Source organism: Desulfofundulus salinus, assembly GCF_003627965.1.
GTDB classification, from domain to species: domain Bacteria; phylum Bacillota; class Desulfotomaculia; order Desulfotomaculales; family Desulfovirgulaceae; genus Desulfofundulus; species Desulfofundulus salinus.
Window position 1 is genome coordinate 2,714,463 of sequence record NZ_RBWE01000001.1, and the last position, 26,318, is coordinate 2,740,780.

Below are 26,318 nucleotides of genomic sequence, written 5' to 3' on the forward strand. Positions count from 1 at the left end.
GCATTGGCCTGGGTGATGCTTTCCCCCACCAGCTTGGGCGAGTGGGCCAGGCCGCACAGGTACAACCCTTCCGCCGCAAAGTCCACCGGCCGCAGCTTCATGTGCGCTTCCAAAAAGAACCCGTCGCTGTTCAAAGGCACCTTGAACAGCTGGCTCAGCCTGCCATTGTCCTCCCCGGGCACCACACCCGTGCTCAACACCAGCACGTCCGGGCTGATGGCCAGCTCCGCCCCCAGAATGTGGTCGGTTACCTTCACCACTAAACCTTCGCCCGCCGCTTCTACTTCCGGCTTTTTCCTCAGGTCATAGCGGATGAAGACGACCCCTTTTTGCCGCGCCTGCGTATAATATTGCTCGTTTAACCCGTATACCCGGATGTCCCGGTAGAGAATGTAGATGTTTGCTTTTGGGTTCAGCTCTTTCAGCTTCAGGGCGTTCTTGAGGGCATGGCTGCAGCAGATCCGGCTGCAGTAGGGGTGATCGTCGTCCCGGGAGCCCACGCACTGGACCATGACCACCGTGTTGAGGCCCTGCACTTCCCCCCGGTGGATGCGTTCTTCCAGGTCCCGCTGGGTCATCACCCGGGGATGCTGCCCTAAAAGGTATTCCTGCGGCCGGACTTCCCTGGCCCCCGTTGCCAGAACCACCGCCCCGTGGCTTATTTCCAGTTCCTTTTCCGGCGTTTTGATGCGGCTGTGGTAGTTCCCCGGGTAGCCCCCGGCTTCCACCACCTGGCTCCCGGTAAACACCTGGATCAACGGGTGGTTGAGTACTTTATCAATGAGTTCGTTCAAGTATTGCCGGGGATCCGAGCCCTGCAGGGTGTAGTAGAGGTGCCTGGCGTTCCCGCCCAGCTCAGCTTCCTTTTCCACCAGGCTCGGGGATCCGAGCCCTGCAGGGTGTAGTAGAGGTGCCTGGCGTTCCCGCCCAGCTCAGCTTCCTTTTCCACCAGGCTTACTTGAAAGCCCTGTTCTGCCAGGGAGAGGGCCGCCGTCATGCCCGCCACTCCCCCGCCCACCACCAGGGCACCCTTGTTGATCTCGGTGCAGGTCTGGGTGATGGGGGTGAGCAGGCGCACCTTTGCTACGGCCATGCGCACCAGGTCCCTGGCCTTTTCCGTGGCCTCCTGCGGCCGGTCCCGGTGCACCCAGGAGGAGTGCTCCCGGATGTTCACGTGTTCATACAGGTAGGGGTTCAGCCCCGCTTCCCTCAAAACGTTCTGGAACAGCGGCGCGTGGGTCCGCGGCGTGCACGACGCCACCACCACCCGGTTCAAACGGTGCTCATGAATGCACTTTTTAATTTCCTCTACGCTATCCTGGGAGCAGGTGAAGAGGAATTCCCTCGCGTAGACTACACCGGGCAGGCGTTTGGCGTACTCCACCACCTCGGGCACCCGTACCACGCTGCCGATGTTGATGCCGCAGTGGCAGACAAACACTCCCACCCGGGGCGGCTGTTTATGCACCGGCCTTTCCGGGGGGTACTCCTTGACCCGGGTCTCACTGCCCCGGGCGGCGCTCAACAACCGGGAAACGTAGCCCGCCGCAGCACTGGCCTCGGTCACCGTCTCCGGAATGTCCTTGGGGCCGGCAAAGACGCCGCCGGCAAAGATCCCCGGCACCGATGTTACCCCCGGGCTGAATTCATTAAAGCGGCAGAATCCCGCTGGATCAGTTTCCACACCCAGCCGGGAGGCCAGCTCCCTGGCCTTTTCCCCGGCCGTAAAGCCCACGGAAAGGACCACCAGGTCGAATTCTTCCTCCTGCACCTGGCCGCCGGGCAAAACGTAGCGGATGCGCAGATTTCCATTGTCCGCCTCTTCCACGTTATAGATGCGGCTGCGCACAAAACGCACGCCGTGTTCTTCTTCCGCCCGGCGGTAGTAGCGTTCAAAGTCCTTGCCGTAGGTACGCATATCCATGAAGAAGATGGTGGTCTCCAGGGGCCCGTGGCTGTGCTCCCTGGCAATTACCGCCTCCTTGATGGCGTACATGCAGCAGACCGAGGAACAGTAGTCGTGCCCCAGGCGCAGGTTCCGGGACCCCACGCACTGGATCCAGGCAATACGCCGGGGCTCTTTTCCGTCGGAGGGGCGCACTAGATGGCCCTGGTAGGGTCCGGAAGCGCTTAAAATGCGCTCGAACTGGATGCTGGTGACCACGTTGGGGTAGCGTCCATAGCCGTAGTAGGCCAGCCCTGCGGGGTTAAAAACCTCCCCGCCGGGGCTCAAGATCACCGCCCCTACATTTACTTCCAGCTCCTCATCCTGCATTTCGTGATCGATGGCTTTGGCCAGGCAAACCCGCACACACTCCTGGCACTCGGAACAGACGGCGCAGTTCAGGCAGCGCTCTGCCTCTTTTTTCGCTTCTTCGGCGGTATAGGTCTTTGCTTCCTCCACAAATCCCTTAACTCGCTCCCGCGGGTCCAGGTGAATCACGGGGCAGGGCTCACAACGGGGTATTTCATGGGGTGCCTGGCGCAAAGGGGCAATTTTTTCTTCCGCCACCCGGAACTGGCGCCCCTCTTTCAAATCCTGCCCGGAAAGATAGCGGTGGATGGATTCGGCGGCTACCTTGCCGGCGGCAATGGCATCGATCACCGTCTTCGGCCCGGTGACACAGTCTCCCCCGGCAAACACTCCGGGGATACCAGTGGCCAGGGTATCGGGATCGGCAGGAATGGTGTTGCCTGCCGGGATGCTACCATTTAAGCAGGAGAGATCCGGCTGTTGCCCTGTGGCCAGGATGACCATATCCACGTCCAGGGTAAACTCGCTGCCCTCCACGGGCACGGGGCGGGGGCGGCCGCCATGTGGGGACTCCAGCAGCCGGTTTTTCACGCATTCTATCTTGACCAACCTGCCCTCTTCGCCGATGAAACGCACGGGGCTGGTCAATATCATAAACTGGATGCCTTCTTCCTTAGCCGCGGCTATTTCCTCGGGGAGGGCGGTAATTTCCGCCTCGGAACGGCGGTAAACTATATAGACCTCCCCCGCACCAAGCCGCACGGCTGTACGGGCACAGTCCATGGCCGTGTTGCCCCCGCCGATTACGGCCACCCGCCGCCCCACAGTCACCGGCTCGCCCAGGGCCACCCGGCGCAGGAAAGATATCCCCTGTTCCACTCCCGGCAGTTCCTCCCCGGGCACTCCTGGTGTACTGCTCCTGTGGGCTCCCACGGCGATAAAAACGGCTTCATAATCCTGCCGCAGGCTTTCCAGGGTGATGTCCCTCCCCAGCCGGGTATTGAATTTAAATTCCACCCCCAGCCGGGAAAGCAGATCCACCTCCAGGTCGACCCACTTCTTCGGCAGGCGGTACTCGGGAATACCCACCCGCATCATACCCCCGGCCACGGGCAGCGCCTCAAAAACAGTCACCCCGTAACCTTTCTTGACCAGTTGATAGGCGGCTGAAAGACCGGCCGGACCGGCACCCACCACAGCCACCTTCTGACCGCGGTTTTTTTCGACTTCGGGCAGGGGGAGGTAATTGAGGTCCTGATAGGCCTGGTCGGCAGCAAAGCGCTTCAAGGCCCTGATATTTACCGCCCCGTCCACGCCTGCCCGGTGGCAGGCGGACTGGCAGGGATGGGTGCAAACCCGACCGCAAATGGCCGGGAAAGGATTGTCGCGGTAAATGGTCTGCCACGCCTCGGTATACTTCCCGGCTTTAATCAACTGCACGTACCCCTGCACGTTAACCCCGGCGGGGCAGGCCGCGCGGCAGGGAGAAATACCCCGTTTGTCGATGGTGTAGGCGCTGGGCGTAGCCTGGGGAAAAAGTTTATAAATGGCCTTGCGGCTGCCCAGGCCGGCGTCAAATTCATTGTCCACCTCCACCGGGCACACCCGGGCACATTCACCGCAGCCGGTGCATTTCGAAAGGTCCACGTAGCGGGCCTTTTGTTTTAATGTGGCACGAAAATTGCCTGCCTCTCCTTCGAGGGCCATCAAACTGGTATTGGTGAGGATTTCAATGTTCAGGTGCCTTCCCGTATCCACCAGCTTGGGGGAAACGATGCACATGGCGCAATCGTTGGTGGGAAAGGTTTTATCCAGCCTGACCATGGTACCGCCGATGGCCGACTTTTCATCCGCCAGATAAACCTTAAAGCCGCTTTCGGCCAGATCCAGGGCCGACTGCATGCCGCTGATCCCGGCACCAACCACCAGTACCGAACCGGAAACTCCGTTATTTTGCTTCACCGGACCACACCCGCCTTGACCTGGATTAGCTCTTTTAAGTGTTAGTGAAAAATTGATAATAAGATTTACTTATGCCTTCAAAAATCTTTGACAATGTTTTCGCCAGTACTAATTGGCAATCCCATTATAACAGAGGGATAAGGGGTTTTCAACTATATTCCGCTATTTTTTCGCTGATATTAATTATCATATGTACATTCTAGAAACTGGAAGCCTCCAGGGTCAGGCGGCGCGTCCCGCAATTCCCTTCTCATCACGGCGCTCAAATATCACCAAAAAGTAAACATTCAGTGAACCCGGTTGGGTGCGGCGCTGTCCCCGCTCACTCCAGTGCTCCGCGTAAGATGCGCACCACGGTTCGCTTCGGGCCGGCTCTGGCTCTCTGCGGATTACCATCGAAACTATTACCTCCCGACCATATTAAACTGCCCGATGTATCACCAGCAGGTCTTCTTCCATTTGCTTTCGTTTGGCGTCCTCGAGAGCCGAGCCGGCAGCCTCGCTTCACCGGGTGCTGTTACCGGCGTGTGCTGCGTCGTTCGCTCCGGACAGCGCCGCACCCCCCTAGCGGCTTTACTGAATACTTACACCAAAAAAACCGGCGTGCTGTAACCGCACACCGGTTCATAATTAGCAAAGGCCGGCGCACCAGCCGGCCTTAATCTGTCTATTGCCTGCCGTTTGCACGCGCTCGCTCCGTTCGCTTCCGTGCAAAACGGCAGTGACGATGAAAGCGTCATAGATGTCTACTTTACCGCTCCTGCCTTTAGCGCACCAGAGCGTTGGCCAGCAACTCGCTGACGCCGGCATAACGCATGGGCAGCTTGTGGTAATTGATAATCTCCCGGAACTGCGCCTTGCAGTTGGAACAGGCGCAGGCAACAATTTTGGCCCCCGTGGCCTTAAGCTGCTCGGCTTTAAGCCTGCCGTAGGTTTCCATACGGAACTTCAGGAAACCTCCCTTTTCCATGATGGCAAAGCCGCTGCCGCCACCGCAGCACAGGCTCATTTCCCGGTTGGGCGTCATCTCGCGAAAATCGGGGCAGCAGGCCTCCAGGATCCGGCGAGGCTCTTCAAACATGCCACCCAGGCGGCCCAGCTTGCACGAATCATGGAAGGTAACCGGCTCCAGGTTTTTCTGCGGGTCAACTTTAATGCGTCCTTCCCGGATCCACTGGTCCTCCAGTTCCAGGATGCTTATCACTTCAAAGGGCCTCTCCTCGGGCGGAATCAGCCTCAGGATCAAGTACTTCAGCGCCTCGAAGGCATGCCCGCACTCGCCGACCACCAGCTTTTTAATTCCCAACTTCCTGGCCGTTTCCACATGGGCCTTGATGACGGCCGAAAATTCCACGTCGCTGTAGAACACGCCGTAGTTGACGGCGTCGTTTATCCCCGTATTCGGCGAGTTCAGGGTCCAGTCAACGCCGGCCGCATGCATAACTTCAGCGGCGCCCATTACCGTCTCGGCAAAGGCCAGGTAATCGCCGGCATTGTGCATGAGCAAGTACTCGGCACCCTCTTTATCCACCGGTATTTTAATTCGATACCCCCTGGTCTCTTCGATTTCATCCTCGAGGAACTCCACCATGTCCAGGAAGGCCGCCGCAGGCATTCCGGTGGCGTTGCCGGCCTGCAGCTGCAGCCGGGTTCCCTTTTTCTTGAGCTCGTCCGGTGCAATGCCGATGGCATCAAAGATCTTCCTGGCCTCCCGCACAATCACCCCGTTGTCAATGGCCACCGGGCAGACGTAAGAGCAGCGGCGGCAGATGGTGCACCGGTAAACGTTTTCTGCCAGGGCGTTGAGTTTTTCTTCCGTAAGGTCTTCCGCCCCTACCAGCCAGGGGAAGAGTTTCCCCGGCAGGGTAAAGTACCGTTTATAGATCTTCCGCAGCATGTCGGTGCGGTAAACCGGGTGGTAGATCTCCTTGCGCCCTGTGGACTGGTAAACCGGGCAGACCTCGGCACAGGTGCCGCATTTCATGCAGGTATCCAGGGAAAGGATATAGGGCAACCAGAAGGTCCAGTTTTCCTTTTGCTGGAGCGACTTCCGCATGGCCTGCAGGAATTTTTCCACCCGGGGCTCACCCGGCTTTAACACTTCATCGGAAAGGACACGGTATTCGTCAAATACTTTTTGCGCTACCACGGCAGACATCAGTGAAGCTCACCCCATTTAATCTTGTGGTAGGTAAAGAACTTGGCCGCAAAGTGAGCCATGCGCGTAAAAGGAATATAGATCAGGAACAGCTCAAACAACAATAACGGTGTCAGGTAAGTAGCTGCAATGGATGCATCAGGTCTAAAGGCAAGCAAACTAAGGAAATAACTCCTCACTAACTGGATATCTCCTAAAAAGCCGCTGAACAGGCCACTAGAGGCCAGGAGGAAGACAAAAATCAGGTTGATATATTCAACCGGGGCCGATATTTTGCGCACTTCGGCGTCCAGAAGCCGCAGTAAAAACAGCGAGAAGGAGCCGGCAAGAACCAAAACACCCCCGGTTGTACCCACATAAGCAGCAAATGAAAAGCCCAAAAGCAAAACAACCAGCCAACCAACGAGCAAATAAAAGCCCCAGTGCATCATCAGGGAAGGCAGCCAGTGTTTGCGATTGAAACGGTACAGGCTGTGCAGGGTGAAAACTTCGGTAATCATTTCCTTAAGCTGTTCCGATATAGTATGAGGGTAAGGAAAGAGTTCCCAGTGCAGGTGCATGGGGGCTTTAAACCAGTAGACTATCTTATACCCCAATCCCAAAACAAAGAAAGCAACAGCGACATAGGGCATAACCCCGGCAATTAAATAATGCCCGAAATCCATAATTACCCTCCTTGGCTACGAAAATGGAATAAGCACAGGTAGTCTTTTTAGTACCGCACTTTAGACTGAATATTCTGCGCCTGAGCCTGCAAGCCACCTGCCTTTGGCCAATTTGTTGTTTTAAGCACAAGAAAATTGTACCTATAATATTTTCTAATCCCTTCAAAAATTATTTTACATATTTTCGCTGTAACTTATAGAGCAATGCCATTATAGCAAAGGAATGGACGGTTTGCAACACATTTTTGAATATAATTTACGTTACCTGCCAATATGAACACCTTTTCAATACATTTGGAAAAAACACGATATAACCAGCACCTTGCGTTATTTTTAAACATTATTTCATCATAACATGGAGTAAAAGCAAGACTTCAAGTATAAACCCTCAGAGGGGAGGGATTGTATAGTTAAAACCATAACTGCAACGGCGACGGCATGGAAAAAAGCAGCGCAAAAACCAGTTGGTGACCTCTAATAATGCAATCCCAGGCCGGCCCGGCGTTCATTGATGGCTTCCAGGAGCTTTTCGGTTGCGGATTCAGGGTCCGGCTCCAAAATGAAGTAACCTCCGGTCAGCCCTTTAACCTCTTCCGTAAGAATACGATGCACCAGAGGCCCCCCCGACACCGGGAGCATAACACCCACGTGGGTGGGCAACCCCAGGGCCACGGCCCAGGCGCCTATGGAAACGGCCTTTTCGTGCATTGCTTCAGCGGCCGAGGCCACCACCGGAAGCCTGTCCAGATCCACGCCCAGGCGTCCGGCCAGCGCCACGGCCAGGGCCGCCGCCCGGGAATTGTCCACGCAGGAACCCACGTGAAGCACCGGGGGCAGGGGACCACCCAGCCCGTTGGCCTCACCAATGGCAGTCAGGACAGCTTTCAGGCCGCCGCCGCATAGCTCCTCGACGCTGGCCGGATCCATAAACCCGTGGCGCATGAGGGCGCCTGCACTGCAACCGCTGGCCAGCACCAGAACGTCTTGCTCCAGAAGCTTGCGGGCTGTGGTAATGAAGTTGTAATCCTGGGGAACTTTCACATTGTTGCACCCGGCGAAAAGGCATACGCCCCGGATATTACCGGCGGTAAGATGATCAATCAGCGGCTTCAGCGGGTCGCCGGCATCAAGCCTTCCCAGGGCACTTAAAATGGCTTCGACGGAAAAACCGGCAAACACTTTCTTTTTCATTGCCGGGATTTCCACCGGTTTACCCCGGCGACGGGTAAAACTTTCAATGGCCAGGCGGAGAATCTGCCGGGCGTTTTCAACGGCAGTTTCTTCGGAGAAATCAACATGCGTGGTGCCCGTGATCTTCGCCATGTCCATGGTGGTGATCACCGTCGTCCCCAAGCATTCAGCCACCGTGGCCACGGCGGGCTGTATACACTGGTAGTCGACCACCAGGGCATCCAGCGCCCCGGTGATGATGGCCATCTCCTGGCTCACCGAGTGGGTGCAGGGGGAGATGCCGTGGCGCATCAATACTTCATTGCCGGTGCAGCAAATACCCACCACATTAATGCCCTGGGCGCCGGCTGCCCGGGCCTCAGCCTCCATCTCTTTGGCCACCAGCACTATTATGTCGGACAGTACGGGATTGTGCCCGTGAACGGCCACATTGACGGCACCGGCCTTAAGCACACCGAGATTGCACTCGGTAACCACGGGGGAAGGAGTGCCAAAAAGGATGTCAGACAGGTCGGTGGCCATGTAGCAACCGGCCAGATCCCCCAGGGCGCAGCGCAGGCCCCCCAGGAGCAGGTTGGACGCGTCGGCGTCGCAGCCCATGGAGGTACGGTGCATGACCTCCGCTATCTCATGGTCAATACCGGCGGGAACCAGCCCATGCCTGGAAAAAACCTCGAGACGGTCGGGTGGCAGAACACTGGTTACCCATGTTACCGGAGTGTCCTTCTCATGAAAATCCGCCAGGGCGGCCCGGGCCACATCCAGGGCGATTTCGTTCTCCGGACGGCCGTCTGTGACAATGCCCAGGCGCCTGGCTACGGAGTGCAGTTTTTCTTTGTCTTTAACCAGATAATCAGGGGCTCTTCCTTCAGCCGCCTTTTTCAGGGTATGGGCCAGGTGCTTGGCGTGGCCGGAGTGTCCCGCCGCCCCGGCGGCAATGGCCCGGTCCAGCCCCCGGATCACGATCACGTCGGCAGTGGCGCCGCAGATGCCCACCCTGGGCTCACGGCCCAAGGGGTTGATGCGGCATGGCCCCTGCAGGCAGTGGCGGCAGCACAGGCCGGTCTCACCAAACCTGCACAGGGGGCGCATGGCCTGATAACGGTCCCACACGGTCTGGATCCCTTCCCGTGCAGCCTTCTCCAGCATTTGCTGTACGGCGGGGTCTGTGGATTTTTTGCTGTGGTCGGTTTCGGTACTTCCACCCTTTAGAGAATTTGTCTTAGTGTTTCCTGTTAAATCAGACATTTTAAAACCCCCTTGCCCTTGATTAGAGTAGTTATTAGTATAGCTAAGGGGGGTCGTGAATTCCGTAAAACATTTGACGTTTTTCATTTAATTTTCAAAAATCATTCTCTTTAACTCCTCGAGGTCCGGTACGAAAATGCTCCTTTTATACACCTTGATGACCTGCCGGCCCTCGAAATCTTTGATTAAGGTAGCCAGCATCTGCCGGGTGGCCCCAATTAAGCTGGCCAGTTCGTCCCTGGTCAGGCCGGTGTTCACCAGAACGCCCCCATCCCGGGGAACACCCCGGCTGCACGCCCATTGATACAACAGTTTGGCCAAACGGTCCCTGGATTCCATAAAAACCAGCTGCTCGATCACATCCAGGGAATGCTTTAGGGCGTCTCCCAGCACCCGGACCAGGCCGGACGTCAGCTCGGGGTATTTGGCCAGCATCTTTTGGAATGCGTGCAGCGGCACCAGCAGCATGACCGAATCCTCAAGGGCCTGGCCGAATGCCCGGGTGTGCCCGCTGAAGATGTCCCCCGGCTCCAGCAAGGTCAGGATAAACTCCTTACCGTCGGGATAGGTGAGAAATACCTTGATGCGTCCCTCTGTGACCAGAAAAATGTCCCTGGAATAGCGTCCCGGGGAAAAGGCCATTTCCTTTTTCTTAAGGCTAACCTCCTTAAAACTGGCAGAAAACTCCTTGAGCTGCTCTTGAGACAGGCCGCTCAGCAATTTATTGTTTTTTATTAAGCCAAAACTGCGCAAAGTAAAAATCACCTCTAGGCTATTTTACACCCAGGCTCCGCGAATACCAAAACCCATTCCAGGCAAGCCGGCGAAAAATAAAACCCCTCCCCTGGATGGGAGGGGGCTTCTGCCAGGGCGGCCACCGTACGGTGGATTCTTCCGGAAACCGGGCATTCAACTTTGCAGCTCGGGGAGGTTTTTAAGGGCTTCAGGGTTGGCCAGGGCGTCCTTGTAGAGCACCGGCTGGTTGTGGATGACATTGCGCACCGCCATTTCCACCTTTTTGCCGTTCAAGGTGTAGGGAATGTCCTTGACGGCAATGATCCTGGCCGGAACGTGGCGGGGCGTCGTGTTATCCCGAATGGCGGTCTTGATTTTATTGATTAACTGGCCGGTTAGTTCCACGCCTCCGGCGAGCTTGACAAAAAGGATCACCCGCACGTCGTTTTCCCAGTCCTGACCCACCACAATGCTGTCCAGGATTTCGGGCAGGGATTCCACCACGCGGTAAATCTCCGCCGTGCCAATGCGCACCCCGCCGGGATTTAAAGTGGCGTCGGAGCGGCCGTAGATAATCACGCCGCCGGTACCGGTAATCTCCACGTAATCCCCGTGACGCCACACGTTGGGATAGACGTCAAAGTAGGTGCTCCTGTACTTCTTCTTGTCGGGATCGTTCCAGAAGTAGACGGGCATGGAGGGGAAAGGGGCGGTGCAGACCAGCTTTTTAAGATGCCGGCCACTCTTTCCAGGGAGTCGTAGGTTTTGCCGTTGTAGGAATATCCATTGGCGCAAAACAGCACTCTGGGCTGGATCTGCCCGAACCGGTCGTACACCCCTTTAACGCCAAAATCCGGCGAGCAGGAGGACCAGATGGCCCCGATGCTGGTGGCGGCCAGCATGGCCACCACGGTCTCGATCATGTTGGGCATGAAGCCCGCCACCCGGTCTCCCACCGTAACGCCCATCTCCCGCAGGGATTTGGCCAGCCGGGCCACCTGATCGTACAGCCGGGCGTAGGTCAGGCGCACCGGCTCTTCCATGGCCTCCCCTTTAAAAATGAGGGCCGTGTGATCATCCCGGTAACGCAGCAGGTTCTCCGCAAAGGTTCAACTCCGCCCCCACAAACCAGCGGGAACCCAGCATGTCTTCGAAGTTCTCCACCACCCGGTGGGTAGGGGCAGGAGGCGATGATACCCACGAATTCCGGTGAGTGCTGGGTCTTCTGCGGATTGCCTGTAACTAAGCCGCGTGCATTTTGTTTGCCTCATGGAGATCCCGCAGGAAGTTCTCCAGCCCGCCCAGGTAATTCAGGGGATCGTCCGGGGTATTCCGGGTCCGGAGGCGGATTTCAAATTCTTCGTTACTGCTGCTGAATTTTACCCGGTTGGCGTACTGTTTGCCTATCTCCACCAGGGCCTCGCCCCGGAGGTTGTGCTCAGGCGCAAACTGCAGGCGGAAACTCCCCGGCTGGGCCGTAATGGATTTAATCCCCAGGGAGCTGGCCAGGGCCCTCAAGCGGGCCACGGTAAGCAAAGTGCATACCGGCTGCGGGGGATCCCCGAAACGGTCCACCAGTTCATCCTCCAGCTCCACGACCTGCTCTTCCCGGCGCACCACGGCCAGGCGGCGGTAGAGATCCACCTTCTGGTCAGCGTCCCGGACATAGGTATCGGGTATATAGGCTTCCACCGGCAGTTCGATGGAGGTTTCCACCACCTTTTCCGGCGCCTCTCCCCTGGCCTCCCGCACTGCCTCCTCCAGCAGACGGCAGTAGAGGTCAAAACCCACCGCGGCAATATGGCCGTGCTGCTCGGCACCCAGCAAATTGCCCGCACCCCGTATTTCCAGGTCCCGCATGGCAATCTTGTACCCGGAACCAAACTCGGTAAACTCCCGGATGGCCGCCAGCCTTTTTTCCGCCAGTTCGTTCAGCACCCGGTCACGGCGGAAGGTAAAGTAGGCGTAAGCCAGGCGGTTGGAGCGGCCCACCCTGCCCCGCAGCTGGTAAAGCTGGGCCAGGCCGAAATTATTGGCATCCTTAACAATCAATGTATTTACATTTGGAATGTCCAGGCCGCTTTCAATAATGGTGGTGCAGACCAGCACATCGTAGGCCCCGTCCATGAAATCGAGCATGATTTGTTCCAGTTCCTCTTCCTTCATCTGCCCGTGAGCCACCGCGATGCGGGCCTCCGGCACCAGGCCCTGCAACCAGGCGGCTACCTGGTCCAGATCCATGACGCGGTTATGCACGAAATAAACCTGGCCACCCCGGCCTATCTCGCGCCGGATGGCTTCCCGGATGAGCACCGGATCCTCTTCCAGGACGTAGGTCTGCACCGGGAAGCGGTTTTCCGGAGGGGTTTCCAGAAGGCTCGTGTCCCGCACACCCACCAGCGACATGTGCAGGGTACGGGGGATGGGGGTGGCGGTCAGGGTGAGCACATCCACATCCTGCTTCAGCCTCTTCAGCTTTTCCTTGTGGGCCACCCCGAAGCGCTGTTCCTCATCCACCACCAGAAGACCCAGGTCCTTGAACACCACATCGTCCTGCACCAGGCGGTGGGTGCCGATGACAATGTCCACCTGGCCCGAGGCCAGGCCCGCCAGCACCCGGCGCTGCTCCTTCGGGGTGCGGAAGCGGCTTAAGACCTCGATGGTCACCGGAAAGCCGGCAAAACGTTCCCGGAAGGTGTTATAGTGCTGCTGGGCCAGGATGGTGGTAGGCACCAGCACGGCCACCTGCTTGCCGTCCATGACGGCCTTGAAGGCGGCCCTCAGGGCCACCTCGGTTTTGCCGTAACCCACGTCCCCGCAGAGCAGGCGGTCCATGGGACGGGGACGTTCCATATCCGCCTTGACTTCCTGGATGGCCCGGAGCTGGTCCGGGGTTTCCTGGTAGGGAAAGGCCGCTTCAAATTCCTGCTGCCACGGCGTATCAGGGCTGAAGGCATGGCCGGGCAGGGCCTGGCGGGCGGCGTAGAGGGCCAGCAGCTCCTGGGCCATCTCCCGCACCGCTTCTTTTACCCGCCCTTTCACCCGGGACCATTCCCCTCCCCCCAGGCGGGACAACCGGGGAGCTTCCGCTTCGGCCCCCAGATATTTCTGGATCAAACCTACCTGGTCGGTAGGTACATACAGTTTATCTTCCCCGGCATACTTGATCAGTAAATAATCCTTCTGCACGCCCCCGATATTCAGGGAAACGATGCCCATGTAACGGCCGATGCCGTGGTTTACATGCACCACGTAATCGCCTGCTTTTAAATCCGTGAGGGGTTCCGGGCGGCCGGCAGTCCGGGCACGCACCCGCTGGGTCCTTTTCCACCGCTGGCCGTAGATGTCCGCCTCGGTGATAACCACCAGCCGGCCGGAAACCAGCTCAAATCCTCCGGAAAGGCGACCTGCGGCAAGGGCAATGTTGCCGGGCGTAACGGGCCGGTCCAGGGAACCGGTCACGTAGGCGTCCAGCCCAGCATTGCGCAGCTCTTCCGCCAGGTGCCGGGCGCGCTCCTCGGTGGAGAGCAGCATGACCACGGCATAGCCGGATTTGCGCCAGTGACGTACTTCATCGGCCAGCACATCCAGGCGCCCCAGAAAAGAATGCATACCCCGGGTGGAAAAAGTAACCACATCGTGGACCATCAAATGCTGGGGTTGACGGGTTAAAAGGGAAAAATAAACCGTTTTACGCCTGTACAATTGCTGCTCGATTTGCTGCCACTGTACATAGCCATGGATCTGTCCGGGCAAAACGCGGCCGGCAGATAACAGCTCGCTATAGGTTTCCGACCGCTCTTTAAAGATACTTTCCGCCAGCTCCCGGATGCGGACGAGGTCGTCAACCACCGTCAAGCTGGCAAAGGGCATATAATCAAGTAGCGTATAAGGGTGGCGGTAGAAATAGGGTAGAAACTGATCCAATCCCGGGTAGTAACCACCGGAAGCAATCTGCTCCTTTGCGTTTTCCCCCAGTTCCTCCAACCGGCGGCGCACTTCCAGGGTGGAACTTTCGGTAACTTTCTTTAGCTGCAGGCGATACTCCGTTTCCAGGACATCCAGGGCCCGGGCACGGCTCTCCTCCGTAACCACCAGCTCGGCGGCGGGAGGAATGGAAACAGCACCGGTACGATCAATGGAACGCTGGGAGTCAGCATCAAAAAAACGGATGGAATCCACTTCGTCGTCAAAGAATTCCAGCCGCACGGGGTGCTCAAAGGTCAGGGGGTAAATATCCAGAATACCGCCCCTTAAGGCCAGCTGGCCCGGCCCTTCCACCATTTCCACCCGCTCGTAACCCACGTCCACCAGCCGCCGGACCAGTTCCTCCAGATCCACCCTTTGACCCACGGCAAGGTCGATGATGGCGCGGCGAAAGACCTCCGGCGGGGAAAGGCGGCGCAAGACAGCCTCCAGCGGTGCCACCACCACACAGGGCTCGTCCCGGGAAAGGGCCACCAGCGCCTTCAGCCGCTGGGCAAGCACCTCTTTGCCGTGGGCCAGGACCTGGTAGGGCAGCAGCTGCCATACAGGAAAAAGGTAAACGGGAATGCCGGGCAAAAGGGAGGTAAGATCATCGGCCAGTAAGGAGGCTTCACTATCCCCCGGGGTAATGATCAAAACCGGACCGCCCAGGGCGTCAATAAGGCCCGCGGCAACCAGGCTGCGCTGGGCTCCGGAAAGGCCGAAAACCAGCTGCTGGCCGGTTTGCCGGGACACGGCGGCAAGCATGGTTTTAAATTCTGAACTTTTTTGCAATGGCTCCAGCAGTGCACGCATTTTTAAGTTAACCTCTTTCGAAAATGGGCATCACAAAAAGAGCTTTAGCGCAGCTAAAGCCCTGTACGCATCGCAAGGTACGTTTGCATCAGTGCAACCAGAGCGGGCCCTGGTAAAAAAGGGGCCCGGGAGGACCGTATAACATCTCCCGGCAGTCATCGCAAAGGCAATACTGAAAGATCACATTCATTATATCCCCGGAATCCTCCCCAGTCAAGGCGGCAGAAACCAGCCTGCCGGCACCGTCGCTATTGTTTATCCTTTCCTCCCTGACCACCTGATCGCAGCACTCACAAATATGGATTATTTTCATCTATAGTTGCATCCTTTCTGGAACAGGCAGCGCTCATGCGCTTATAGGGGCTTTGCGGTCGGTGAACCGTTGCTGGATGCGGCGTGTCCTCACTCACTCCAGTGCTCCGCGCCGACAGCGCCGCATCCTCAAAGCGGTTTTCAATGAAATATTTACAACGCTAGCATCTTTACGGTTTCCTAGAAAGATTTACCACCAGTTTGTTCCAACCCATGTGCAGTAAATAGGATCCGGTCACGGCCAGCAGGGCACTGGCTGTGAGCCGGTAAAGCCAACCGGCGGCCAGCCCGAAAGCAGCATGGGATGCCAGGCTCGCCAGTCCCGCCGCCCAACCCCGCCTGCCCCGGGCGGCCTCCCACACCCCCTCCACCAGACCAAAAATGAAATGGGCCAGGGGAATGGATGTACCCAAAAAAAGGGCAAAACTTGTTTTGGCCGCCTCTTCAACCCCGGGAGCCACATAAACCACGGCAAAGGCACCCGTACGGCTGAAAATAAGGCCGTTAACCAGCCAGGAAGTGGCAGCCGCCAGCACTCCGGCCGGGATAAAGGCTAACTGATTCATCTTTATCCTAGTATGAACAAAAAAAGCCGGCCTCTATACCCGGCCGGCATTAAAGAGATTCATGGCTGCATCCAGGCCGCGGGTAAGGGCCACCTGAATGGCTTGAGAAGCATCGGCCACTGCCTTCTCCATCAGCGGTCCTTCTTCCTCTGTAAACCGACTTAAAACCCAATCCACCACCCCATAATCCGGCCCGGAAGGACGCCCTATACCCACACGCAAACGTGCAAATTCCCGGCTGCCCACCAGCTCAATGATGGAACGCAAACCCCTGTGCCCTCCGTCCCCCCCGGACTTGCGCAGGCGCAGGCGGCCGGTGGGCAAATCCAGGTCGTCGGAAACAACCAGAAGTTGGGACGGCGTAAGCTTGTACCAGTTCAACAGGGCGGCTACCGCTTCACCGCTTCTGTTCATATAGGTTAAGGGCTTGGCCAGAACCAATTTCCGGCCGGCCACCTGTCCCTGGCCGACCAGGGCACACAAAAACACCTGGTCGATTTTAATGTCCAAATCCCGGGCCAGTCTATCCACAACCATAAAGCCCACGTTATGGCGGGTCCTGGCATACTCCGGACCGGGGTTACCCAATCCCACTACAAGCCACATGATTTTTTCTCTCCTTTCCACGACCATTGTATCCACAACGGGCCTCCCCCGCAACTGCAAGGTTTTTACCGGCCAATAAAAAAGCCCCGGTTTTTTACCGGAGCTTTGCCAGGTTCTGTTTTTACAGCCCGCCGTAGGGTGGGTAAACTCCTGGAGCAGAAGCCGGATGTTCGCCGGCAAGAACAACTCCAATTGCCACAATTGGTATGAAAGCAACGCGCATCGAGCCGCTACTGCCAGATACATGCAACTCAACGTAGTCTATGCCCACGGCATGGAGCATACCCGTAAGCTCCAGGGTTCCTACCTGGTGCCTCATGACATGCATCACATAAATCGTCACCTGCTGCCCCTTGAGCTGACGCAGGCGATCAACCAGAGGCAAGGCCATATCTATGGAACCGTAATATGATTGCAGCTGGGCTTCGGACATGTTCTACCCTCCCCGCATAAAGATGGTTCTGCTGCCATTTTATGCAGGGAGGGTTTTTGGTGTTACGGGCCCGCCAATACATTTATTGGATTGACAGGCAATTAGTCTCTTGTTATACTGTATACAAGATGCATAATACATTAATTTCGAGGTGTTTACCATGACACTAAATGAAGAAGCAGTTGAAATGCACCGGAAATTCCACGGAAAAATAGAAGTAGGCAGAAAAGTGTCCATCGATAACGAACACGATCTCTCACTGGCCTATACCCCGGGGGTGGCTGAACCGTGCCGCCAAATTCACGCCCAAAAGGATCTGGTTTACGAATATACCGCTAAAGGTAACCTGGTGGCCATCGTCTCCGACGGTACTGCCGTACTGGGGTTGGGAGACATCGGCCCGGAAGCGGCACTGCCGGTAATGGAAGGTAAAGCCCTGCTCTTCAAGCAACTGGCAGGTGTCGATGCGTTTCCCATTTGTGTGGGCAGCAAAGATATCGATAAAATTGTCGAGACGGTTAAAATGCTGGAACCGACCTTTGGCGGCATCAACCTGGAAGATATTGCGGCACCGGCCTGTTTTGAAATTGAGCGCCGGCTGAAGAAGGAAGTGAGCATTCCCGTTTTCCATGATGATCAGCACGGCACTGCGGTGGTCACGGCGGCCGGGTTGTTTAATGCCTTAAAAGTGGTGGGCAAAGAGATGAGCGAAGTGCGGGTGGTTATAAACGGGTGTGGCGCAGCGGGTATAGCCGTGGCCAACCTGTTGCACTACCTGGGCGTACGGGATATCGTGCTCTGCGACAGCAAGGGTGTGGTCTACCGCGGACGTACCGGACTCAACAAGTACAAGGAAGAAGTGGCCTGCCGCACCAACCCGCGGGGAATTAAGGGCCGGCTGGCTGATGCCTTAAGCGGCGCAGACGTCTTCATCGGCCTGTCAAGACCCGGTCTGGTGACACAGGACATGGTACGCAGCATGGCTCCCGGTGCTGTCGTCTTCGCCCTCGCCAATCCCGTACCGGAAATCATGCCCGGTACAGCTCTGGAGGCCGGAGCGGCAGTGGTAGCTACCGGGCGTTCCGATTTCCCCAACCAGATCAATAATGTACTGGCCTTTCCGGGCATCTTCCGCGGTGCCCTGGACGTGCGGGCAACCGACATTAACGAGGCCATGAAGGTGGCCGCCGCCCGGGCCATCGCCGGCCTGGTAACTCCGGGGGAACTGGGGCCCGGTTACATTATTCCCAAGCCTTTTGATCCCCGGGTGGCACCGGCGGTGGCCGCGGCCGTGGCGAAAGCGGCCATGCAAACAGGAGTAGCCCGGTTAAAAGTAGACCCTGAACAGGTAGCCCGGCATACCCGTGAACTAACTGCCCGTCATGGCCCTGGCCTTACCGAACTGAGGGCCAGTTAAGAAACCCCGGTTTCAAACCGGGGTTTCTTTTTTGCCCAATCTCCAGGCATAACAAAACGCCGGGGCGACCATGCCTGAAAGCCCCGACGATTTTTCCGTGAGGGAGACCTGCTGGAAGTCGGCGTGGATCAACTCGCCGCGCAGGGAGTCGTACTGAAATTCTTTGATCAAAACCTTGTCCTGGCTTCTCTAAAGACCCAGGTAGGCCTTCTTGACATATGGATTGTTTAATAACTCTTCAGCGGTACCCATTAAAGCAATAGTGCCATTTTCAAGTACATAACCTCTATTGCATAGCTTGAGAGCATGGTAAACGTTTTGTTCCACTAGAAGCACGGTAACCCCCTGAGCAGCTATGTTTTGGATCAGGTCCAGCACGTGGCTTACCAACTTCGGTGCCAGGCCTAAAGAGGGCTCATCAAGCATAAGCAACTTGGGGTCCGCCATTAAAGCCCTACCAATGGCGAGCATCTGCTGCTCACCACCGCTCATGGTTCTGGCGATCTGTTTCCTTCGTTCGGCGAGGCGCGGCAGTAATGTAAACACTTTTTCCATGTTTTCCTTGCGTTTCTTACGACTGATTGGAGTGTACGAACCAATGAGCAGGTTTTCCTCTACGGACATATTGGGAAACAACCTGCGACCTTCCGGGACCTGAACCACGCCCTTTTCTACCACTTGGTGAGCTTCTAACCTACTGATTTCTTCACCGTTAAACAAAATTCTCCCGGTTTTGGGCTTTAACAGACCTGAAATCGTATTGATCAACGTGCTTTTTCCTGCCCCGTTAGCACCTACAACGCATATGATCTCCCCCGCCTCCACCTGAACAGAGACATTCCTTAAAACACACATCTCGCCATAATATACGTTAATATTATCAATTTCAAGCAATGCCATATTTATCACCCAGGTATGCTTTAATTACTTCCGGATTACTGGTAACCTCCTCCGGGCTTCCCTCGGCAATCTTTTTACCATAGTCTAAAACTATGATACGCTGTGACAGTGCCATTGCCGCTTTAAGTACGTGTTCAATTAGTAATATGGTGATTCCCGATTTGTGAATCTGTTTGACCATCTCGACCGCTTCCTCTACCTCAGTAGGATTAAGGCCAGCCAGCACTTCGTCCAGTAGAAGCAGCTTCGGTTCTGTGGCAAGAGCCTTGGCCACTTCTAACCTCTTGCGGTCAACTATAGTTAAGTTTTTAGCCAGGACATCTTTCTTATCGTACAATCCCACTAATTGCAGCACTTCTAAGGCCTTTTCCCTACTCTTACGAGTATCGCTGGTCCTCAGGAAAGCGCCCACCATAACGTTATACAGAACACTTTTGCTACCAAATGGCTTCACTACCTGGAATGTCCTGCCAACACCCTTTTGACAAACCTGGAAAGGCTTAAGTCCGGTAATATTTTCACTATACAGGTAAATTTCCCCTTCAGTTGGCCTGTAGACACCGCTAATCAGATTGAAAACGGTTGTTTTACCGGCCCCGTTTGGTCCGATAATACCAACAATTTCTCCTTCGTAAAGCGTGAAGCTTAATTCGTTTACTGCCGTTAATCCGCCAAACCTAATTGTTACGTTCTTCAACTCCAATAAAACCTTTGCGGGCACCTTCTGCCCTCCTTCCCTCTAACACCTGGATCAATGTCTCATACAGGTTTTTCATAAATTCAATCAATCCTTTGGGCTTAAAAATGACAAATAACACTACTAAAATCCCGTAAAGAAATAGATGCAAGCCCATTATCTGGCCAAATAGCACGCGAGTGATTTCACCGAGAATTGTTAACAAGACGCCACCAAGAGCGGGGCCCAACACAGTACCTCTACCACCTATTATTGCTAAGAAGACAATCTGGTTAGACATCATGGCTCCTGCGATAGCATTGGGTTCGAGATAACGAATCAATTGAGCATAATAAACGCCACCAATCCCAGAAAAGAAGGCACTTAGAGCTGCTGCAACCAACTTAATCCGGGTAGTATTAATGCCCAGCGCAAGAGCCGCGTCCTCATCTTCCCGCAATGCAGTTAAGTAGTATCCCATTTTTGATCTGTTAATCCAACTACTAACAAATATTATAATTATAAACAAAACTAAGATAAGATAATAGTAGGGAACTTTTGACATAAATTGCATATGCTGTGGAGCATTGCCCAACAATGGGATCATGAAACCTTCCGCGCCACCAGTCTTCCAGGAACCAATTTGTTCAGTGTTAACCAAAATAACGCGGAAACCTTCTGCAAAACCTACCGTAGCCAGAGCGTAATAAGCACCCTTTAAGCGCAGAGTGGGATAGCCCACGATTATACCCAGTACAGCCGCAACCAATCCACCAATAATCATACCAAGCCACGGTGAGATACCTAAATTTACAAAAATCAGAGAAGATGTGTATGCACCGGCAGCTACATAAACCCCGTGACCTAAAGATAGCTGGCCAGCAAATCCACCTACAATATTCCAGGCAGTTGCTAAGTAGGCCCAGAAGAAAACCATGGTTATAATGTGAAGGTAATAGGGACTGGTAACAAAAAGCGGCAACGCTGTTAGCAGCAAAATTAAAATACATGGCAAGTAATATCGTGGCGAACTTAAATACTTCAATCTACAATCACCTACCATTCATATCTGGAACCAAAAAGTCCGGAAGGTCTAAATAAGAGAAATGCCAGAAAAGCAAAGTAAACTAAAATTGCCGTCCAGGTAGCTGTCATGTATTGGGCTGCTACCGATTCTACCAATCCAATTAGAAGCCCTCCTGCCAGGGCACCGGGAACGCTGCCCAAGCCTCCCAGAACCACAATAATAAAGGCTTTGGTAATAAAGACCTCGCCAACGGATGGGTGGGCGTAGTAAAAGGGAATCAAAAAGATACCCGTCAGGCCTGCAAGGGCGGTACCAATGCCAAAAGCAATACTATAAACTTTTGGCACATCAATCCCCATTAATAATGCTACCCCACGGTCTTGCCCGGTAGCCCGCATAGCCCTACCCAGTTCTGTTTTATTTAAAAATTGATAAAACAAAAAGGTAGCTATCAAAGTTGCCACAAAGGCATAAAGCCTGGGTACACTAATTGAAAGACCGGAGACATAAATGCTTGCTCCTGAGTACGTGGTTTTGGCCATTAAATAATCTGCACCAAAAACCATTAACATAAAATTTTCAATGGCTACTGAAAGCCCCGCAGTGAGTAATAAAGCACCTATGGGTTCCCTGACGTCCTTCTCAGCATCAAGGACAGGCTTAATTAAATAGCGCTGGGTTAAGTAACCTAATACAAATAACACAGGAATGATTATAACCACGCTTAAGTAGGGGTCAATTCCCATGATCTTCCATAGCCAGTATGAAAATATCATGGCTACCATTAAAAAAGCCCCATGAGCAAAGTTAATAATTTTCATGATTCCAAAAATTAAGGTCAATCCAAGGGCAAGTAAACCATATATCCCTCCCATCAAGATGCCGTTAATGATTGCGGAAAGTAAACCCATCTGATACTCAACCTCCAAGTTATTTTTATTTAGGGGATAGTCAAAGACTATCCCCTAAAATTTTTCACTTCACCTTCCTTCCCAACCTGGGAATGGCCATTCAGGCTTCCACCCGGGACGAGCGTCTTTTTCTGGCCATACTGTTACCCGCTCCATCTTGCCGTTAACCTTGCGGAACTGGGAAATGACAAGCGGAGCGTTGACCATCTGGCCGGTTTCATCAAACGCGATTTCAGAAGCATACATCTGGGTTACACCGCTGGTTAAGTGAGTTTCAGCTAACGCCTTCCGTATAGCTTCTGGATCAAGGGATCCGGCCCTTTCTAAGGCGTCTTTAATTACGTACATCGAAACATAAGCCTTTACCGCTTCAGCATTCATGCCATAACCGTATTTTTGCTTGAATTTTTCGTTTACTTCTTTAGAAAATGGACGGTTTACGTCAGGTTCCCAGGTGGAAATGTCAAAGAAATACTCACAATTATCTCCCGCCGTATCAAAATAAACCGGGTCAGCAAATCCACCGCTGGTGCCAATAAAGGCGACTGGCTTTACTTTATGCTCGGCAAAGGTATTAGTTAGCAGGGCTGCGTCAGATACATACGAACATAGCAGGATGATATCAGGCTTTTTTTGCTTAACTTTAAGTACTACTGGAGTTAAGTCAGATGAATTTCGCGGGTAAGGTTCTTTCAGGACTATCTGCAGACCCGCCTCACCCAGATACTTTTCCCAACCTCTTGCAGCACCCTGACCCCAAGCGGTATCTTCATAAATCAGGGCTACGGTTTTCACGGGCGTACCGTATTTATTAGCCATATCTTGAATAAACTTGACTTGATCCCTGTTACGCCAGCTCGTTTTCTCAGCCAGCCGGAAAACATATTTAAAACCGCGTTCGGTAATAACATCCTCGGAAGGAACAGGACAGAAGAATGGCACCTTATAACGCTCTGCCACTTCGGTAGCCGGCAGTGCCACGCCACTCTGATAGGTTCCAGTAATAAGAGCAACTTTTTCCTGGGTAATCAGGCGCTCCGCTTCTGCCACACCGGTGGCCGGGTCACCTTTACTGTCCGCAAATATCATTTTGATCTTTGCTCCGCCAAGGGACTTAATGCCACCGGCAGCATTGATTTCCTCCACAGCCATTTCTCTGGCCTCTTTACCAATTTTGCCAAGCGGTGCCGCTGCTCCTGAGAGGGGTAGAATGTTGCCAATCTTGACTTCTTTCACCTGACCCGTAGATGTATCTCTTCCGACGCAGCCGGCCACCAGCATCACTACCAGCAGGGTGGCAAACAGCAGGTAAAGCTTGGACTTATGTTTTGCGAACATTAAGAAACCTCCTTCGATTTTACAGTTTTTTAAAGGGCCTTACGGTAGATGTTTCTTATGTCTTGTCTGGTCATAAGCCGCGGGTTATTAGTTAAAAGGCGAGTCTGTTTTTCGGCACTTAACGTTAAAAACTCTATATCAGATTCAGATACGCCAACATCCCGCAAAGATTTTGGAATACCTACGTCTGCAACCAGTTCTCTAACCGCCTTAGCCGCCAGCATGGCAGCTTCCCGAAGGGACTTTCCGGCTACGGGTTCACCCATGGCCTCGGCCACCCGGGCAAACTTAGCAAGGTTGCTAATGCAGTTAAACTCTATCACCGGGGCAAAAAGAAGCGCATTGGATACTCCGTGGCTGACGTGGAATTTTCCTCCCAGAGGGTAGGCCAGGGCGTGCACCGCTCCCACTCCTGCGTTGGCCAGGGAAACTCCCGCAAAGAAGGAGCCCATAGCCATTTTTTCCCTGGCCTCCAGGTCGGAGCCATTTGAAACCGCCGTCCTCAGGTTGGCAGAGATCAACCGGATGGCTTCCAAAGCATAGATGTCGGTATGGGGTGTAGCCTTAAGAGCGGTGAATGATTCCACAGCATGAACCAGTGCATCCACCCCGGTGGCAGCGGTAATATGAGGCGGACAGGAAAGAGTCAGCACCGGGTCCACTATGGCTACCTTGGGCAGCAAGTACCGGCTGACTATACCTTTCTTTACCTGCTCCTCCTTAAATGCGAAGATGGCGTTCTGGGTAACCTCCGAGCCCGTACCGGACGTGGTGGGAATTAATATTGCAGGTATACCCCTTTGCGGGATCAACTCAATGCCCACGTAATCCTTTATACTGCCACCATTTGTGGCCAGTACCGAAGCTCCTTTGGTCACATCCATGGGGCTACCCCCGCCCAGCCCCACCAGTAATTGATATCCATTTTCCCGAACCAGCTGGCCTACCCTATCAACTGTATCTGTACTGGGCTCTGCCTCAACTTCTGCAAAAACCTCTACTTGCGCACCCCCCTTCTCGATGGCTTCAATAACCTGCTTATCCAGGCCGGCTTTTTGCACCCCTGGATCAGTTATTAAAAGAACTCGTGTAGCATTACATTTTTTGACTTCCTGGCTCAGGTTTTCTACCGCACCTTTACCGAGGTACACAACCTCGGGCAGCCTGAACGGAAATACCATTATCAGCTCCCCCTCTTAACTTATTTCTCTACCAACCAGTCAAGCCCCAGTTCATACAGTTTAGCCTTAGCTGGCCTGCCGGTATTAACCTCCCAGCCAGCCATTTCATAAAACAACCTGACGGCTTTGTAAAACTTGTCACGGTCCAGGCCTGGTTCCCCGTCCCGCGGACCACCGTTCATGGAGGTAAAAAATTTCTCCGGCAATCTATCGTCGTCGAAAGTCAACCCCTGTCGCGCGTTGTACTCCTTGGCCATGGCCAGGAATCTCTCACCAGACTTTAAGAGCTCCCACCAGCTGGTTTTCCAACCGGTCACCGCTTCCACAAGGTTTAATAGCTTGTCCAATGGCGTCAAGCTTCGGGCAATATATCCAAAAACACAAACCCCAAGCATGTCATACACGCCGTTTAGATAACTCGTATAAAGGATATGCCTCACTTTTCTATAGCTCAGGTCATTTGCTTCCACCGCTTCGCTAAGACCAATTGCGGCAGCGGCCTGCACACCCAAAGCGTCCTTACTGGTGAAGAAGGGGTCATGCTGGGCAAACCAGTGGTCAGCCCCGTTAACTGCCAGCGCAAATTGAAGACCAACCCCACTTTTCACCCTTGGGTCATGCATGGGAACCTCTTGCCCTTTAACTTCGATCAGGTACTCCTCACTTTTTTTACCGAACCTGGCCGCAGCGGCCCTGCTGCCGTCTGCCAGCACGTTTCCAAATCCTTCTCTATTGGCTATCTTTTCAATTAAAGGGAGTAAAACTTCTTCGTTGCCAAAACGCAGGTCCAGGCCGTCCGTATGGGTTTTGTCAATGATGCCTTCTTCATAACATTTCATGGCAAAGGAGATAGTCATACCCAGAGAAATAATGTCCAACCCATAGCGGTTACATAATTCGTTTGCCTTGATTATCAGTTTCAAATTACTGATACCGCAATTAGAACCCAATGCGGCCAGAGCTTCGTACTCGGGCCCGCCATATCTTTTGTCCACAGTGATATTTTCATCTTTAACTTCCACTACTCTCTTACACCTGATGGGACAGGCAAAACAGCCGCCGCGCTTTACGAGGTATTTTTTGATAAGCTCTTCGGAGCCAATTTCTTCTGCCCGCTCAAAAAATCCGGAATCCCAGTTGTTGGTAGGCAGGCATCCCCCGGCGTTATTGCTTGTTATACCAATTGGCGTACCATGTTCGTGTAGAGCCGCACTTAAAGGATGAATGTTAACCTGTTCCGTAACCCAGCGCAACACCTCCCCTACAGCTGACCGGTCTTTAACCTCTACCGCCTTAGTACCCCTCACAGCAATGGCCTTGAGATTTTTCGAGCCCATTACTGCACCCAGTCCATTGCGCCCATTGAAGTGGGCCAGGTTGTTGCATATATTGGCAAACCGTACCAGCTTTTCCCCGGCCGGTCCGATCTGGGCCACCTGCACTTTCTCATCGCCCAATTCCCGGCGGATGCCTTCCTGTACCTCCCCGGTTTGCAGGCCCCAAAGGTGAGAGGCATCCCTAATTTCCGCCTCGCCGTCTTTTATCCACAAATAAACCGGCCGCGGGGCACGACCCCTTACCACTACGGCATCAAAACCGGCCCGCTTAAGTTCCGGTCCCCACCAGCCGCCTGCTTCCGACTTACCCAATGCCCCCGTAAGTGGCGACTTGGCCAATACTGTATAACGTGGTACACAGGGAGCACTGGTTCCGGTTAGTAGACCAGGGGCAAATACCAGGGTGTTCTCGGATCCCAGGGGGTCAATATAACGCCTGTTGTTTTTTAACAGGTAATAAAGACCAATTCCCGGTCCTCCAAGGTACTGCCGGTAGAATTCCTCTGCCGGTTTTTCGACCAATATTTCCGACTTTGTCAAGTCTACCAGGAGAATCTTACCTGTAAAACCGTAACCCACTAATTTTGCCTCCTCTGCCATCAATAACTTAGAATAAAGA

General features: G+C 54.3%; 20 protein-coding genes and 1 pseudogene. 1 reads left to right on the forward strand and 20 read right to left on the reverse strand.

Annotated features, from left to right (window positions below; translation table 11 throughout):
* The 12 genes and pseudogenes from D7024_RS13695 to D7024_RS13745 all read right to left on the reverse strand — a co-directional run.
* Nucleotides 1–4,156, reverse strand: a pseudogene (locus tag D7024_RS13695) (NAD(P)-binding protein); the annotation flags it as partial.
* 826 nt (nt 4,157–4,982) lie between these two features.
* Entirely contained in the window at nt 4,983–6,374 is a 1,392-nt protein-coding gene (locus tag D7024_RS13700; protein WP_121452274.1) for a (Fe-S)-binding protein, read from the reverse strand.
* Nucleotides 6,374–7,039 carry a respiratory nitrate reductase subunit gamma gene (locus D7024_RS13705; RefSeq protein ID WP_121452275.1) on the reverse strand — a complete coding sequence of 222 codons (666 nt, stop codon included), beginning with the start codon at nt 7,037–7,039 and terminating at the stop codon, nt 6,374–6,376. The genes D7024_RS13700 and D7024_RS13705 overlap by 1 nt, the downstream gene beginning before the upstream one ends.
* A gap of 474 nt (nt 7,040–7,513) precedes the next feature.
* Nucleotides 7,514–9,478, reverse strand: coding sequence for an anaerobic carbon-monoxide dehydrogenase catalytic subunit (gene cooS / locus D7024_RS13710; RefSeq protein WP_121452276.1), 1,965 nt, complete (start codon nt 9,476–9,478; stop codon nt 7,514–7,516).
* Between the two features lie 87 nt (nt 9,479–9,565).
* Nucleotides 9,566–10,231 carry a Crp/Fnr family transcriptional regulator gene (locus D7024_RS13715; protein WP_121452277.1) on the reverse strand — a complete coding sequence of 222 codons (666 nt, stop codon included), beginning with the start codon at nt 10,229–10,231 and terminating at the stop codon, nt 9,566–9,568.
* Nucleotides 10,232–10,387: 156 nt separating this feature from the next.
* Nucleotides 10,388–10,816: an acyl-CoA synthetase family protein gene (locus D7024_RS15275; RefSeq protein ID WP_243113798.1), complete on the reverse strand. Its 429-nt coding sequence runs from the start codon at nt 10,814–10,816 to the stop codon at nt 10,388–10,390.
* The gene (locus tag D7024_RS15280; RefSeq protein ID WP_243113799.1) at nt 10,789–11,256 is read right to left on the reverse strand and encodes an AMP-binding protein; all 468 of its coding nucleotides are present in this window, start codon (nt 11,254–11,256) and stop codon (nt 10,789–10,791) included. The genes D7024_RS15275 and D7024_RS15280 overlap by 28 nt, the downstream gene beginning before the upstream one ends.
* Nucleotides 11,257–11,455: 199 nt before the next feature.
* Nucleotides 11,456–14,995 (reverse strand): transcription-repair coupling factor, encoded by a 3,540-nt coding sequence (gene mfd, locus D7024_RS13725; protein WP_121452278.1) that lies wholly within the window; start codon nt 14,993–14,995, stop codon nt 11,456–11,458.
* Nucleotides 14,996–15,083: 88 nt separating this feature from the next.
* A complete protein-coding gene (locus tag D7024_RS13730; protein ID WP_121452279.1) occupies nt 15,084–15,308 on the reverse strand; it encodes a hypothetical protein in 225 nt (74 codons plus the stop codon).
* Nucleotides 15,309–15,477: 169 nt separating this feature from the next.
* Complete coding sequence (locus D7024_RS13735; protein WP_121452280.1) at nt 15,478–15,873, reverse strand: hypothetical protein; 396 nt, start codon at nt 15,871–15,873, stop codon at nt 15,478–15,480.
* Nucleotides 15,874–15,906: 33 nt separating this feature from the next.
* Nucleotides 15,907–16,479 carry an aminoacyl-tRNA hydrolase gene (gene pth / locus D7024_RS13740; protein WP_121452606.1) on the reverse strand — a complete coding sequence of 191 codons (573 nt, stop codon included), beginning with the start codon at nt 16,477–16,479 and terminating at the stop codon, nt 15,907–15,909.
* A 121-nt stretch (nt 16,480–16,600) separates the two neighbouring features.
* A complete protein-coding gene (locus tag D7024_RS13745; protein ID WP_121452281.1) occupies nt 16,601–16,912 on the reverse strand; it encodes a hypothetical protein in 312 nt (103 codons plus the stop codon).
* A 160-nt stretch (nt 16,913–17,072) separates the two neighbouring features.
* Between D7024_RS13745 and D7024_RS13750 the strand changes: the two genes are divergently transcribed.
* Nucleotides 17,073–18,329: an NAD(P)-dependent malic enzyme gene (locus D7024_RS13750; RefSeq protein WP_121452282.1), complete on the forward strand. Its 1,257-nt coding sequence runs from the start codon at nt 17,073–17,075 to the stop codon at nt 18,327–18,329.
* A gap of 12 nt (nt 18,330–18,341) precedes the next feature.
* On the opposite strand, the gene D7024_RS15010 is transcribed toward D7024_RS13750, so the two are convergent.
* From D7024_RS15010 to D7024_RS13790, 8 genes are all read right to left on the reverse strand, one after another.
* A complete protein-coding gene (locus tag D7024_RS15010; RefSeq protein WP_207666940.1) occupies nt 18,342–18,500 on the reverse strand; it encodes a hypothetical protein in 159 nt (52 codons plus the stop codon).
* An 18-nt stretch (nt 18,501–18,518) separates the two neighbouring features.
* Entirely contained in the window at nt 18,519–19,229 is a 711-nt protein-coding gene (locus D7024_RS13760; RefSeq protein WP_121452283.1) for an ABC transporter ATP-binding protein, read from the reverse strand.
* Nucleotides 19,216–19,950 (reverse strand): ABC transporter ATP-binding protein, encoded by a 735-nt coding sequence (locus tag D7024_RS13765; protein ID WP_121452284.1) that lies wholly within the window; start codon nt 19,948–19,950, stop codon nt 19,216–19,218. Before D7024_RS13765 ends, D7024_RS13760 begins: the two co-directional genes overlap by 14 nt.
* Nucleotides 19,907–20,950 (reverse strand): branched-chain amino acid ABC transporter permease, encoded by a 1,044-nt coding sequence (locus D7024_RS13770; RefSeq protein ID WP_165859375.1) that lies wholly within the window; start codon nt 20,948–20,950, stop codon nt 19,907–19,909. Before D7024_RS13770 ends, D7024_RS13765 begins: the two co-directional genes overlap by 44 nt.
* Before the next feature lie 11 nt (nt 20,951–20,961).
* A complete protein-coding gene (locus D7024_RS13775) occupies nt 20,962–21,843 on the reverse strand; it encodes a branched-chain amino acid ABC transporter permease (RefSeq protein ID WP_121452286.1) in 882 nt (293 codons plus the stop codon).
* A gap of 69 nt (nt 21,844–21,912) precedes the next feature.
* Nucleotides 21,913–23,181, reverse strand: coding sequence for an ABC transporter substrate-binding protein (locus D7024_RS13780; RefSeq protein ID WP_121452287.1), 1,269 nt, complete (start codon nt 23,179–23,181; stop codon nt 21,913–21,915).
* Between the two features lie 29 nt (nt 23,182–23,210).
* Nucleotides 23,211–24,362 carry an iron-containing alcohol dehydrogenase gene (locus tag D7024_RS13785; protein WP_121452288.1) on the reverse strand — a complete coding sequence of 384 codons (1,152 nt, stop codon included), beginning with the start codon at nt 24,360–24,362 and terminating at the stop codon, nt 23,211–23,213.
* A gap of 20 nt (nt 24,363–24,382) precedes the next feature.
* Entirely contained in the window at nt 24,383–26,278 is a 1,896-nt protein-coding gene (locus D7024_RS13790; protein WP_121452289.1) for an aldehyde ferredoxin oxidoreductase family protein, read from the reverse strand.
* Nucleotides 26,279–26,318: the final 40 nt, after the last annotated feature.

What these genes read in the sequence shown, in the direction of transcription:
- pth (WP_121452606.1), bottom strand. Translation starts at nt 16,479, where the DNA reads ATGTGGCTTGTAGTGGGATTGGGTAACCCCGGTCCGGAGTATGCCAGG.
- mfd (WP_121452278.1), bottom strand. Translation starts at nt 14,995, where the DNA reads ATGCGTGCACTGCTGGAGCCATTGCAAAAAAGTTCAGAATTTAAAACC.
- cooS (WP_121452276.1), bottom strand. Translation starts at nt 9,478, where the DNA reads ATGTCTGATTTAACAGGAAACACTAAGACAAATTCTCTAAAGGGTGGA.
- D7024_RS13785 (WP_121452288.1), bottom strand. Translation starts at nt 24,362, where the DNA reads ATGGTATTTCCGTTCAGGCTGCCCGAGGTTGTGTACCTCGGTAAAGGT.
- D7024_RS13780 (WP_121452287.1), bottom strand. Translation starts at nt 23,181, where the DNA reads ATGTTCGCAAAACATAAGTCCAAGCTTTACCTGCTGTTTGCCACCCTG.
- D7024_RS13775 (WP_121452286.1), bottom strand. Translation starts at nt 21,843, where the DNA reads ATGGGTTTACTTTCCGCAATCATTAACGGCATCTTGATGGGAGGGATA.
- D7024_RS13735 (WP_121452280.1), bottom strand. Translation starts at nt 15,873, where the DNA reads ATGAATCAGTTAGCCTTTATCCCGGCCGGAGTGCTGGCGGCTGCCACT.
- D7024_RS13745 (WP_121452281.1), bottom strand. Translation starts at nt 16,912, where the DNA reads ATGTCCGAAGCCCAGCTGCAATCATATTACGGTTCCATAGATATGGCC.
- D7024_RS13700 (WP_121452274.1), bottom strand. Translation starts at nt 6,374, where the DNA reads ATGTCTGCCGTGGTAGCGCAAAAAGTATTTGACGAATACCGTGTCCTT.
- D7024_RS13760 (WP_121452283.1), bottom strand. Translation starts at nt 19,229, where the DNA reads ATGGCATTGCTTGAAATTGATAATATTAACGTATATTATGGCGAGATG.
- D7024_RS13705 (WP_121452275.1), bottom strand. Translation starts at nt 7,039, where the DNA reads ATGGATTTCGGGCATTATTTAATTGCCGGGGTTATGCCCTATGTCGCT.
- D7024_RS13730 (WP_121452279.1), bottom strand. Translation starts at nt 15,308, where the DNA reads ATGAAAATAATCCATATTTGTGAGTGCTGCGATCAGGTGGTCAGGGAG.
- D7024_RS15280 (WP_243113799.1), bottom strand. Translation starts at nt 11,256, where the DNA reads ATGGAAGAGCCGGTGCGCCTGACCTACGCCCGGCTGTACGATCAGGTG.
- D7024_RS13750 (WP_121452282.1), top strand. Translation starts at nt 17,073, where the DNA reads ATGACACTAAATGAAGAAGCAGTTGAAATGCACCGGAAATTCCACGGA.